Here is a 12,659-nt window from a genome sequence, read left to right on the forward strand (position 1 = left end):
GAGCGGGGCAGCCCAGGAGTATGGTCCATTTCCATGGCGAGATCCTGGGCCACTTTCGGCGTCGACCTGCATCTGGAGCCGACCGGGCCGCACCTGCGCCGGGGCCTGACCGACGCCCTGCGCGAGGCCGTCCGCAGCGGCCGTCTGCCCTCCGGCACCAGGCTCCCCTCCTCGCGCTCGCTCGCCGTCGACCTGGGCATCGCCCGCAACACGGTCGCCGACGCCTACGCCGACCTCGTCGCCGAGGGCTGGCTGACCGCCCGCCAGGGCTCCGGCACGCGGGTGGCCGAGCGGAGGGTCGTCCCGCCGTCGGGTGCGGCGCCCCCTCGCCCCGAGCGCCGCCGGCCCGCGTACGACCTGCGTCCCGGCACGCCCGACCTCGGGTCCTTCCCGCGCGCCGAGTGGCTCAGGGCGGCCCGCCGCGCCCTCACCGCCGCCCCCTCCGACGCCCTCGGCTACGGCGATCCCCGCGGCCGGGTCGAACTGCGCACCGCCCTCGCCGGCTACCTCTCCCGCGCCCGCGGCGTGCGCGCCGACCCCGAACGCATCGTGGTGTGCGCCGGGTTCGCGCACGGCCTGAGACTGCTCACCACCGTCCTGCGGGCCCGCGGGGTGCGCACGATCGCCGTCGACTCGTACGGCCTGGACGAGCACTGGAGGCTGCTGGCGGCGGCCGGGCTGGCCATGACCGCGCTGCCCGTCGACGAACGCGGCACGGAAACAGGGCTGTTGAAGGGCGCCGGCGCGGCCCTGCTCACCCCCGCCCACCAGTTCCCGATGGGCGTGCCCCTGCACCACGACCGGCGGGCGGCCGTCGTGGACTGGGCGCGGCACACCGGCGGGCTGGTCCTGGAGGACGACTACGACGGCGAGTTCCGCTACGACCGGCAACCCGTCGGCGCTCTCCAGGGCCTGGATCCCGAGCACGTGGTGTACCTGGGCACCGCGAGCAAGTCGCTGGCTCCCGGCCTGCGCCTGGGCTGGATGGCACTGCCGCCGGATGTCGCGGAGGAGGTGGTGGCGGCCAAGGGCGGGGTGGACACCTCCGGGGTCCTGGACCAGTTGACGCTGGCGGAGTTCATCACGTCGGGCGCGTACGACCGCCATGTCCGGGCGGCGCGCACCCGCTACCGCCGACGCCGTGACGCGCTGGTCGCGGCCCTCACCGCGCACGCCCCCGCGATCCGCGTCACCGGCATCGCGGCGGGCCTGCACGCCGTCCTGCGGCTCCCGCCCGGCACGGAGGAGGCGGTGGTACGGGCGGCGGCCTACCAGGGGCTGGCGGTCGACGGCCTCACTCCCCGCTACCGCCACCCCGACGCCGTCACCGAGTCCTTCGACGCCCTCGTCGTCGGCTACGGCACCCCGCCGGACCACGCCTGGTCCGGCGCGCTGGACGCGTTGTGCGCGGCACTTCCTTTCGGTGAGAACGGCTCCGGAATTCCTTTTCCCGGATAGATTTCCCGGATACAGTCTCCCCATGACGAACAACAATTCCGTGTCCCGCGTGGCCCTCAAGAAGATAACCCCCGATGTTTCCGCCGCGATGGGATCCCTGCACGGCGCCGCCGTTTCCGCCGCCCAGGACGCCAAGGTCGAACCCGAGATCCTGGAACTGATCAGGATCCGCGCCTCACAGCTCAACGGCTGCGCGTTCTGCCTCGACATGCACACCAAGGACGCCCGCGCCCAGGGCGAGGCCGAGCAGCGGATCTACGCGCTGAACGCCTGGCGGGAGACCCCCTTCTTCAGCGACCGGGAGCGCGCCGCACTGGCGTTGGCCGAGGCGGTGACCCTGGTGCACGACGGGCAGGTGCCGGACGCGGTGTACGCCGAGGCCGCGGAGGTCTTCGACGAGGCCCAGGTGGCGGCGCTGATCTGGGCGACCACGGTCATCAACGCGTACAACCGGATCGCCATTGCGACGCGGATGGTGCCGGGGGCTTATCAGCCGGCCAAGAAGTAATTCGGAACAACGCAGAATTCGGGCATCGGTCTTAATCGCCGGTGCCCGTTCTTCTGCTCTTTCCGTGCCGTGCTTTATCCGTGCTGTCTGCCTATTTCTCCGGCAGTGGCTCCATCAACGTTTCCAGCCACTGCCGCCATTCGGCCGCGCGCGCCGGGAGCCCGGGGGTGATCGACCCTCCCGTCCAGCCCGTCACCGGTCGGATCCCGTGCAGCGCGTTCACCAGCCACACCTCCCGGCCGTCCAGCTCGGCGACGGTCCGTTCGCGGTGGTCGGTCCGGATCCCGGCTCGCTCAGCGCGCTCCCGGACGAGCCCGACGGTCACTCCGGGCAGGACGGGCAGCCGGGGCGGCGGCAGGCACAGGGTGTCGTCCTCCCACCACAGCACGCTCGCGGTGGCCGACTCCAGCACCACCCCGGACGGAGCTACCAGCACCCCTTCCTGAGCCCCTTCGTCGACCGCCCGCCCCCGCACCCGGGCCAGGACGTCCAGGTCCGGGCCCTTGCGGCGGGGCGCGGTCCGCCGGTCCGGCTGGCCGACGGACCAGAGGCGCACCTCCGTGCCGAGCGGCGGGGCGTGCCGCAGCCGCAGCCGCAACTCCAGTGAACCGGCGGTCAGTTCCACCCGGGGAAACCAGTCGCCGGTGCGCGGCAGCGCCGCGGTCATGTCCTGCCAGAACTCGACGAGCCGACGCGGCCCCGGGCCGCCGCACTCCGCGCAGGCCCGCAGAAACCGCTCCCGGTGCCGGCCGTACCCGCGCACCCGGCCCTCGCGGACCAGCCACGAGTCCGCGACCAGCAGCGGTCCGTCCGCCACGGATGCCACGGCGACGGTCAGCCCACGGCCGGGCGTCCACGTCGACAACCCCTCACCGACGGTCAGTCGTACACCCACTCGGTCCTCCTCAGTACTTCCCGCCCGCCACCGCCGGTGCCCCGCCCCGGGGCCCGTACGGCGCGTGCTCCAGCCATGAGCCGCACGAGGGCAGCACGGGCGCGAGGGCCGCCGCCGCGCGCTGCCTGAGACGTACGGTCCGGCGCCGTGGCCGCAGATGCTCCAGGGCCAGTCCGGCCGCCTCGCTGTTGAACAGCCCCGCGGCCCGCCGTACGTCCGCGAACGCGGCCACCGCCTCCGGCGTTCCGGCGGCCACGGCCTGCGCGGCCGCCGCCGCGTCGGCGATCCCGCTGTTCATGCCGCGCGCCCCGAACGGCGGGAACAGATGCGCGGCCTCGCCGACGAGCAGCACCCGCCCGTGCGGGTCCGTGAAGGAGGCCGCGACCTTGCGCAGGAAGCGGTACGTCGACACCCACAGGATCCGGTCGGCGTACCCGTCGCCCACCACCCCGGGCAGCCACTCCCGCACGGCGTCCTCGGTGCCGAAGGCCTCCTCCGGGTCGTCGTCGCGGCACTGGAGGTCCACCTGGAAGCCGCCGGTGAACGGCACCCGCATCACACTGCGGCCCCCGACGCCCGGATGCTCGTAGTGGAAGACCCGCTCCAGCGGCAGCTCGGCGTCCGGCACGTCCGCCACGTCGACGACGACATGGAAGCCCTCGCCGCGCACGCCCTCCATGGGGATGCCCAGCTCGCCCCGGACGGTCGAGCGGGCGCCGTCGGCGGCGACGACGTACCCGGCGTCCCACTCCCGGCCGTCCTCGCCGACAAGCGTGACACCCGACCCGGACGTGCGGACGCCCCTGATCCGCGCGGCCCACACGAAGTCCACCCCCGCCCGCTCGCACGCGGCGCGCAGGAAGCGCTCGGTGTCCAGCTGGCGCAGGCTCGTGAACGGCGGCAGCCCGGACGGGGGCGGGAAGGTGCGCGCATACACCTCGCGGCCCCGGTAGAGGGTGCGCCGGGTGTGCCAGGTCCGGCCGTACGCCGTGATCTCGGCGGCCAGGCCCGGCGACATCCCGTCGAGCAGCCGCAGGGTCTCCCGGTGCACGAACAGGGCCCGGCTGCCCGGCCGTTCACGGCCGGCGGGGTCCGCCTCCAGGAGCACGACCGGCAGCCCGTGCGCGCGCAGGGCCAGCGCGGCCGACAGGCCGACCGGACCCGCGCCCACCACGATCACGGGGTTCACGCGCGCACGCTCGCTCGCGTCTCCGTCAGCATCCGGGTGATCTCCACCCGCTTCACCTTCCAGGTCGCCGTCATCGGCAGCTCCTCGAACCGCCACTGGCGCGGCTCGGCCATCGCGGGCAGATCGGCGGTCGCCTCCCGCCAGCGCTCCGGGTCGAGCGGCTGTTCGTCCCGTACGCACACCACCGGCACCGGCTCACGGTCCGCGCCGGCCACGATCACCACCTCGCGGAGCTCCTCCAGCCGCTCCATCAGCGCGTCCTCGACCGCCAGGTTGCTGTGCACGGCGTCGATCCGGTCGACCTCCCGGTCGATCAGATGCAGCGCGCCCAGGCGGCTCATGTATCCCATGTCGCCCATCTGCCACCAACCGCCGTCGAGTTGACGCTCGTACTGCGCCGGCGCGCCGAGGTAGGTGAGGATGCGCCCTCTGGTGCGGGCCTCGATCCGCCCGGGAGTGCCGGGCGCGACCGGCCTGCCGTCGGGGTCCGCGACCCGGACCCGGGTGAAGCCGGGGATCCCGATCCCCACCCGCCGCCCGTCCGCCCGCTCCACGCTGCGCCGGGTGAACCACTGGAACGCGACGGGCCCGGTCTCGCTCTGCCCGTACAGCTGGATCAGCCACGGCGCACGCCGACGCGAGGCGCCCAGCAGCCGCCGTACGGTGCGCGGATGGATCGCGTCGAAGGTGGAGCCGTACGACTTCACCCGGGACAGCGGAGCTCCGGGCGCGTCCGCCAACTCCTCCCACAGCACGAAGGTGTTGGGGTGGGTCTCGACGATGCCGGGGCGGTGCCGGGCCAGCAGCGGTCCCACACTCGCCGGCTCCGGGTCGGTGATCAGCACCAGCGGGCTGCCGAAGTGCAGCAGGACGCCGAGCAGATGGTAGAAGCGCGAGTGCACGAACGACATGTGCAGCGCGGCGGTCTCGCCCCGGGTGGGCCAGCCCATCGCCTTCTGCGGCACCAGCCGGTTCCACATGGTGTTCGGGCAGTGCACGGCCAGCTTGGGGACGCCGGTGGTGCCCGAGCTGTGGGTGATCAGGGCGGGCTCCCGGGGGTGCAGCCGTACGGGAGCGGGCGGCTCGGCGCCGGCGTACTCGGCCAGGGGTTCGGCGCCGGGCGCGTCGTCGACGGAGAGGGTCCGGCGCACCCGCGCGGCGATGCCGGCGTCCTTCAGCGGCCCGTCCAGCTTGGCCCGGTCGGTGATCAGCCAGGGCTGCCGCAGCCGTTCGAGCAGCTGCCCGACGACCGGGGCGGCCAGACCGGGGGAGAGCAGCACGGGGACCGCGCCGATCCGGGAGACCGCGCAGGTCAGCAGCACGATGTCGACGTTGTCCGTCTTGTGTACGACCACCTGCTCCGAGGGCCGTACCCCGGCCGCCCACAGCCGGCCCGACAACTCCTCGACCACGTCGGCCAGGACCCGGTAGTCGAGGTCGACCCCGAGGGAGGGGTGCGTGTCCAGCGGCCGGTCCAGCGTGACGAAGACGGCTCCGTGCCGGTCGGCCGCCCGCCGGAACAACGGACCCAGGTAGAACCCGCGGTCGGCGAGCAGGGGTTGCTGCGACATGTGGCTGTTCCTCTCAGACACGGACTTCGGACACGGACACGGACACGGTCACGGTCACGGACGCGGTCACGGACAGGGACGGGGACGGGGAGACGGCCACGGTCACCACGCCCCCTGGCGCACCAGATGCCGACGGAGCTTTCCGGTGGAAGTACGGGGCAGCGACGCGACGAAGCTGACACTCCGCGGCACCTTGAACGCGGCGAGCCGCTCCCGCGCGAGCGCGACGAGCTCGGCCTCCAGCCGGGCGAGCCCGGCGGAGGAGGCGGGGGTGGTCGGGACGACGAAGGCGCGCAGGCGGGTGCGGCCCTGCCCGTCCGGGACGGCGGCGACCGCGACCTCGCGGACCGCCGGGTGGGTGCGCAGAGCGGCCTCCACCTCCAGCGGGGAGACGGTGATCCCGCCGACCATCTCCATGTCGTCGGTGCGGCCCAGGTGCCGATAGGCGCCGTCCGGTTCGCGGCGCGCCCGGTCGTGGGTGGCCAGCCAGCCGCCGACCAGCGTGCGCCGCGTCTCCTCGGGACGGTTCAGGTAACCGGGCGTCACCGTCGGCCCGCGCACCCACAACTCACCTTCCGTACCGTCCGGAACGGGCCGCCCGGCACGGTCGCGCAGCTCCACCTCGAACCCCGGCACGGGACGCCCGACGGTGCCCGGATGGTCGTGGCCGAGGCTGTTGGCGCAGAAGGCGTGACCGGCCTCGGTCGAGCCGATCTGCTCCAGCACGGGCGCGCCGAGCAGCTCGGTGATCTGCCCGCCGAGCCCGTCCGGCAGGCCCTCGCCGGCCGACACCGCGGCGCGCACCGAGGCGAAACAGGCCGCGTGGCCGCTGCCCCGGTCGGCGACCAGCGCCGCGTACGCCGAGGGCACGGAGTAGAGCAGGCTCACCCGGTGCCGCGCGACGAGTTCGTCGACGGCTGCGGGCGTCGGACGCCGGTCCACCAGGACGGCGCTGGAGCCGGAGAAGAGCGGGAAGACGAACGCGTTGCCGAAGCCGTACGCGAAGTACAGCTTCGACACCGAGAGGGTGACGTCCTCCTCGGTGATCCCGAGCAGCCGCCGGCCGATGAGGTCGTGGTACGTCCCCGGGTCGCCGTGCGTGTGCACGACGCCCTTCGGGCGGCCCGTGGTGCCGGAGGTGTACTGCACGTACAGCGGCGTCCGCGCGTCCACCAGGTGGGCGGTGGCCGGCTCGGTGGCGGTGGCGAGCGCGAGGAACTGGTCGGCGCCGAGGCGCGCCCGGTCCGGGAAACGGTCCTCGAGACCCGGCCCGGTCACACACAGCGCGGCGTCGACGTCCTCGGCCATGAACGCGTGCTCGGACGCGGGCAGTTCGGGATTGACCAGAACGGCCACGGCCCCGAGCCGGGCGACGCCGAGGAAGGCCGCGACCCACGCGATCCCGTCGGGCAGCGCCAGCAGCACCCGGTCGCCGGCCCGCACCCCGCGCTCCGCGAGCACCCCGGCCGCGCGCGCCCCCAGCGCGTGCACCTCACCGTGGGTCCACACCTGGTGCCCCTGATGAAACGCGGCCCGCCCGCCCCACCCACTCCGCTCGGCGAGCGCGGCGAGATCCGCCGCGAGATTCCCGACACCGACGGCCACCCCCCGGCCACCGGAGCCACCGGAGCCACCGGAGCCACCGGAGCCACCGGAGCCACCGGACGACCATGTCGCGGGCTGCGAAGTCGTCGTCGACGGCGGGGGCGTCATCGGGTGGCCCCCTTCGCGGTGGCCGGGCCGGGGTCGGGGGTGGTGACCCGGGAGCGGCCCGCGCCCGCCCGCGCCTCGGCCGATTCCGGCTCCCGCTCCCCGGGCGCCCGGGTCAGCGCCGCGCCGTGCTCCCGCAGTGCCCGCATCTGCGCGGCCGTCTTCAGCAGCATCTCGTCGTACTCCGCGACCGGATCGGAGTCCAGGACGATCGCGCCCCCGGCCCCCATCCGCATCAGGCCGTCGGCCAGGACCGCCGTGCGGATGACGATGTTGAGGTCCGCGCCGCCGCTGCACCCCAGATAGCCGAGGGCGCCCGCGTACACGCCCCGCGCCTCGGTCTCGAGACCGTCGATGATCTCCAGCGTGCGCTGCTTCGGTGCCCCCGTCATCGAACCGCCGGGGAAGCAGGCGCGCACGCAGTCCACCGCGTCGGTGTCCTCGCGCAGCCGGCCCTCGACGGTGGAGACGAGCTGGTGCACGGTGGCGTACGTCTCGGTGGCCATGAGCCGGGAGACCCGCACGGTCCCGGTCCGGCAGACCCGCCCCAGGTCGTTGCGGAGCAGGTCGACGATCATCAGGTTCTCGGCGCGGGTCTTGGCGTCCGCCGCCAGCGCGTCCCTGAGCCGGGCGTCCTCCAGCGGACCGGCGCCGCGCGGCGCGGTCCCCTTGATGGGCTTGGCCTCGGCGACGCCGTCCCGGGTGATCCGCAGGAACCGTTCGGGCGAGGAGCCGACCACGTCGAGGTCGCCGAATCTCAGGAAGGCCGCGTACGGCGCGGGGTTGACCCGGCGCAGCGCCCGGTAGAAGCCGTACGCGTCGTCCGGAGCGGGTAACACGGCGGCGTCGGTCAGGCAGATCTCGTAACTGGTGCCCGCGGCGAGCTCGCGCCGGCAGGCCGCGATGTCCGCGAGGTACGTCGCCCGGTCCCGCACCAGCCAGGGCTCGACGTCACCGACACCCGGATCACCGCTCCCGAGCCCCGCGCCGCTCACCCCGACGGCACCGACCGCACCGTCCGCCGGGCCGTCCGTCTCGGCGGGCAGGGAGGTGAGCCGGGCCAGCGTGGTCTCGAGCCAGTCGCTGGCCTCGCGGGTGGCCTGAGGGGTGTCCTCCGCCAGACAGACCGCGTAGGTGAAGCCCTTCTCGTGGTCCACCGCGATCAGCCGGTCGGCGAACAGCCAGCAGGCGTCCGGGGTGGTGGAGCGATGCCGGTTCGGGGAGCCGCAGTCGGCCTTCGTCTCGTAGCCGAAGTAGCCGACATAGCCGCCGGTGAAGTCGAAGGGGAGCCCGGTGGCGTCCACCCGACGGTTCGCCAGCTGCCGCTTGAGATAGTCGAAGACGCTCGCCCGGACCTTGCGCGTCGGCCGCCCCGCCCGCTCGATCTCGCAGCGGCCGGCCTCGACGTCGTACCGGACGAACTCGGCGAGCGGACCGCTGTCGTCGCCGAAGAACGAGAAGCGGGAGAGTCCCCGCTCGACCCGGGAGCTGTCCAGCCAGAACGCCCGCGGCGACTCGGAGTACAGCCGAGTGAAGGCGGCCTCCGCGTCGATCGCCTCGGCGATACGGCGGGTGTGCAGCCGATGGGCGGGGCCGTCGGCCCGGCGCGGGCGGGGGACGGTCACCGCGGGGCGCGGCATCGCCGCCGCGGCCGGCGTGACCGCGGTGTTCTTCGTGCGCGGCTTGCGGGCCCGCTCGGCCGTCAGGTTCCGGAAGTTGACGAGCATCCGGTGGCCGTACTCGGTGAGCACCGACTCCGGGTGGAACTGCACGCCCCACAGGGGCCGTTGGCGGTGCCGCAGCCCCATCAGGACGCCGTCCTCCGCCCAGGCGGTCGGCTCCAGGGAGTCGGGCAGCGGCTCGCGTACGGACAGCGAGTGGTAGCGGACCGCGGTGAAGTTCTGCGGCAGTCCCTGGAACAGGTCCCGTCCGTCGTGGCGGACGGCCGACAGATGCCCGTGCCGCGGCTCCGGGGCGGGCGCCACCCGGCCGCCCTCCCCGTGCGCGATGCCCTGGTGGCCGAGGCAGACCCCGAGCACCGGCACCGGGGACTCGGCGAGCACCCTGGCGCTGATGCCGAAGTCCCGGGCCTTCGACGGATGCCCGGGTCCCGGCGACACCACCACGTTGTCGAAGGCGGAGATATCGGGAACGGCGTCCGCGGGGGCGTCATTGAGGATCACCACCGGCTCCTCGCCGTTGACCTCGGCGATCAGCTGGAACAGGTTGTACGTGTACGAGTCGTAATTGTCGATGAGCAGGGTCTTCACCCGCCCACCTCCTTGGGGTCGTTCTCGCGTGCTACGCGGTCCGTCTTTTATGCCGTCCGCGAAGCGCCTGGAGCGGTGGATACAGCCATTTCTTGAAGAAACGCTGAAGGCGAGGCATGAGAATCCAGGTGACAAGGGCCGTCACGCACAGGCAGAGCAGTAGCGTACGAATGAACGGATTGAGGTCACCGAGATAGGGAAGCACGATCAGATTGAAGAGGAGCACGGGCGGGAAAACCGCGCTCATATTCACGAACCATAACTTCCATTTCGACGGCGGGGCCGGCGCCTTGGGTGCGGCGGTCTGGGAGTCGAACCAGGCCTTGGAGCCCCGCACGCTTCTGCGGTCCGTCTGCCGGGCGATGCCCAGCGCCCGGTCGTCCCACTCCACCCGGGCGGCCGAGTCTTCCCAGGCCCGGGCCGTGCTTTCGGTCGCGAAGCGATAGACCACATGCCACTCCGCCTCTCCATCGACAAGTACACCGCCCCCCAGGAAGCCGGGTTGCCGTGCGCTCGCGCCCAGCATGGCCCACCCCCAGGAGTGGAAGTCGGCCTCGCGGCCCGGCACCACGCGATATGCGGCGGTGACGGTGACGGGATTACTGGTCACACCGTCGAGTACGCAGGGGAGAGCGCTTGCGTTCACAGGTTCTTCAAACATCTACAACTGTCTACCACTGTCCGGAACGCGGCTTTTAATCGCCTTTTCGGCGGTCTTGACTCCTTCTGTCGAGCGGTACTGCCGGTAACTTTTCCGGGATTCCTGGAAGCGCTTGCCGGTAAGTCGAGAGAAGTGCACGATCGATTTTCCGGAACGAAGGAGAACCATGTCCAGGTACGACTGGAATCTGACTCACGAGGGAATCGAGCGGGCCCGGTCCGCAATAGAGCCGGTCCGAAAAGAAGTGACCGCCCATCCGATCTACCAGCGGATAAGCAGCCGGGAACACATGGCGACGTTCATGGCGCACCACGTGTTCGCGGTATGGGATTTCATGTCCCTGCTCAAGTCGCTCCAGCGCGACCTCACCTGCGTCGACGTCCCCTGGGTGCCGCGCGGCTCGGAGGTGAGCCGACGGCTCATCAACGACATCGTGCTGGTCGAGGAGAGCGACGAGCTGAACGGCGGCTTCACCAGCCACTTCGAGCTGTACCGGGCCGGCATGGCCGAGGCGGACGCCGACACCAGCCGGATCGACACCTTCCTCGCGCTGGTCGGCGAGGGCCACGACGTGCCGTCGGCGCTGCGGGCCGCCCAGGTCCCCGCCCCCGCCGCCGAGTTCGTGCGCACGACCTTCCAGATCATCGCCGACCGGCCCCTGCACTGCCGGGCCGCCGCCTTCGCCTTCTCCCGGGAGGACCTCATCCCGGACATGTTCGACCAGGTGATCAAGAAGGAGGGCACCGACCGGTTCCCGCTCTTCTGCGACTACCTGGCCCGCCACATCGAGGTGGACGGCGAGGAGCACACCCCCATGGCCATGCAGATGGTCGCCGACCTGTGCGGCACGGACGACACGCGCTGGCAGGAGGCCGTCGAGACGGCCACCCTCGCGCTGGAGGCGAGGACCCGCCTGTGGGACGGCATCACGGAGGCGATGGCCTGACCGGCGGCTCCGGTGCCGGTTCCGCCGCGGGTACCGCTTCGGGCGCCTCGCCGAACCGGGCGAGTGCCAGCGCTCCCGCCACGGCGACGGCGAAGCCGAGCACGGCCAGCCAGCCGAGCCCCTCCCGGGTGCGGTCGCCCAGCCACACCACGCCCACCAGCGCCGGCCCGATCGTCTCCCCGATCACCATCCCGGCCGTGGCGGTCGTCACCGACCCCCGCTGGAGAGCCGACGTCAGCAGCAGGAACGCGGCACCGCCACCCAGCAGCAGGGCGTACACCGCCGGGTCGGTGAGCAGCTCCGACGGGGCGAGGGAGTCGATCAACCGCACCGCCACCTCCACCACCCCGAACCCGAAACCGGCCCCGAGGCCCAGCACCAGCGCCCGTCCGCGCCCGGTCAGCCGCGTTCCGGCCAGCCCCAGCAGCAGCACCCCGCCCGCCACGCCGAGCATCACCCACGGCAACGCCTGCGGCCCGCTCTCCTCGCCCTCCGTCCCCGCCGCCAGTCCCAGCATCGCCAGCCCCGCGCACACCACCCCCACCGCCGCCCACTCGGTCCGGCTCAGCCGTACCCGCAACAGCCGCGCCGCGACCACCGCCGTCACCGCCAGGCTCGACGCGAGGGCCGCCCCCACGGCGTAGATCGGCACCGACCGCAGCGCGGCGATCTGGAACAGGAACCCCAGCCCGTCCAGCGCGAGCCCCGCCAGATACCGCCACTCCCGTACCGCCCGCAGCAGCAGCGCCGCCTCCCCGCCGCTCCCGCCGGCGGCCGCCCGCGCCGCCATCGCCTGAAGCACCGTCGCCGTACCGAAGCAGACCGCCGCGCCGAGGGCGCACACCATTCCGAAGAGCACGAAAGGAGCGTAGGGGAGCGGCTCGTGGGCGGGCCGCCTTCGGCCGCGCTCGGCACGGTGTCTAGGCTGACGGCCGGAAATCGTCGTAGGGGCGATGCGACAACGGGGAGACGGAACATGGCGGACGCGCGTCGAAGGCTTCGTTCGGGCACGGTCGTACTCGGCGGCATGGGAGTGCTCGCGGCTGCCCTGTCCGCCTGCTCCTCCGACCCCGACAAGCGCTGTGTCGACCGCGACAGCTACAACCTCACCAAGGGCTACAAGGTCGTCGCCGACAAGAACTGCAAGTCCACCCAGTCCGCCAAGACCTCCAAGACCTCCAAGGTCTCCGTCGACAGCGCCTGGTACTACGGCGGCGACAAGAAGGGCTCCTGGGTCGACGGCGGCTCCTTCACCAAGCCGGGCAAGGGGTCCGGCGGCTCGACCGGCTCGAGCAGCACCAGCGGAGGCAGCAGCAGTGGCGGCAGCAGCGGCAGCAGTGGCGGCAGCGGAGTCGACCGGAACGGGTTCGGCAGCGGCAGCGACAGCGACAGCGGCGTCGGCAAGGGCAGCTCGGGAGGCTGAGCGCCCGAGCGGCTGAACAGGACACCGG

At 72.8% G+C, this 12,659-nt stretch carries 11 protein-coding genes; 4 read left to right on the plus strand and 7 right to left on the minus strand.

From position 1 onward, the window contains the following. The first annotated feature begins 33 nt into the window (after positions 1-33). Positions 34-1,458, plus strand: a complete 1,425-nt coding sequence (locus G9272_RS27645) for a PLP-dependent aminotransferase family protein (RefSeq protein WP_171399026.1) — start codon at positions 34-36, stop codon at positions 1,456-1,458. Between the two features lie 22 nt (positions 1,459-1,480). Then, positions 1,481-1,966: a carboxymuconolactone decarboxylase family protein gene (locus G9272_RS27650; RefSeq protein WP_171399027.1), complete on the plus strand. Its 486-nt coding sequence runs from the start codon at positions 1,481-1,483 to the stop codon at positions 1,964-1,966. Positions 1,967-2,057: 91 nt separating this feature from the next. On the opposite strand, the gene G9272_RS27655 is transcribed toward G9272_RS27650, so the two are convergent. From G9272_RS27655 to G9272_RS27680, 6 genes are all read right to left on the minus strand, one after another. Then, complete coding sequence (locus G9272_RS27655) at positions 2,058-2,861, minus strand: aminotransferase class IV (protein WP_171399028.1); 804 nt, start codon at positions 2,859-2,861, stop codon at positions 2,058-2,060. Positions 2,862-2,871: 10 nt separating this feature from the next. Continuing rightward, complete coding sequence (locus G9272_RS27660; RefSeq protein ID WP_171399029.1) at positions 2,872-4,050, minus strand: FAD-dependent oxidoreductase; 1,179 nt, start codon at positions 4,048-4,050, stop codon at positions 2,872-2,874. Continuing rightward, positions 4,047-5,621: a class I adenylate-forming enzyme family protein gene (locus G9272_RS27665; protein ID WP_171399030.1), complete on the minus strand. Its 1,575-nt coding sequence runs from the start codon at positions 5,619-5,621 to the stop codon at positions 4,047-4,049. The genes G9272_RS27660 and G9272_RS27665 overlap by 4 nt, the downstream gene beginning before the upstream one ends. Before the next feature lie 102 nt (positions 5,622-5,723). Further along, positions 5,724-7,334 carry a benzoate-CoA ligase family protein gene (locus tag G9272_RS27670; protein WP_253267962.1) on the minus strand — a complete coding sequence of 537 codons (1,611 nt, stop codon included), beginning with the start codon at positions 7,332-7,334 and terminating at the stop codon, positions 5,724-5,726. Then, positions 7,331-9,601: an aminodeoxychorismate synthase component I gene (pabB, locus tag G9272_RS27675; protein WP_171399031.1), complete on the minus strand. Its 2,271-nt coding sequence runs from the start codon at positions 9,599-9,601 to the stop codon at positions 7,331-7,333. The genes G9272_RS27670 and pabB overlap by 4 nt, the downstream gene beginning before the upstream one ends. A 31-nt stretch (positions 9,602-9,632) precedes the next feature. Then, positions 9,633-10,262 carry an antibiotic biosynthesis monooxygenase gene (locus G9272_RS27680; RefSeq protein ID WP_171399032.1) on the minus strand — a complete coding sequence of 210 codons (630 nt, stop codon included), beginning with the start codon at positions 10,260-10,262 and terminating at the stop codon, positions 9,633-9,635. 166 nt (positions 10,263-10,428) lie between these two features. Between G9272_RS27680 and G9272_RS27685 the strand changes: the two genes are divergently transcribed. Beyond that, positions 10,429-11,208: a DUF3050 domain-containing protein gene (locus G9272_RS27685; protein WP_171399033.1), complete on the plus strand. Its 780-nt coding sequence runs from the start codon at positions 10,429-10,431 to the stop codon at positions 11,206-11,208. Here G9272_RS27685 and G9272_RS27690 read toward each other — a convergent pair. Beyond that, positions 11,189-12,055, minus strand: a complete 867-nt coding sequence (locus G9272_RS27690) for a DMT family transporter (RefSeq protein WP_171402202.1) — start codon at positions 12,053-12,055, stop codon at positions 11,189-11,191. The two genes, G9272_RS27685 and G9272_RS27690, sit on opposite strands and share 20 nt — an antisense overlap. Before the next feature lie 129 nt (positions 12,056-12,184). Between G9272_RS27690 and G9272_RS27695 the strand changes: the two genes are divergently transcribed. Further along, positions 12,185-12,631 carry a hypothetical protein gene (locus G9272_RS27695; protein ID WP_171399034.1) on the plus strand — a complete coding sequence of 149 codons (447 nt, stop codon included), beginning with the start codon at positions 12,185-12,187 and terminating at the stop codon, positions 12,629-12,631. Positions 12,632-12,659 lie beyond the last annotated feature (28 nt).

The organism is Streptomyces asoensis, assembly GCF_013085465.1.
Classification (GTDB): domain Bacteria; phylum Actinomycetota; class Actinomycetes; order Streptomycetales; family Streptomycetaceae; genus Streptomyces; species Streptomyces cacaoi_A.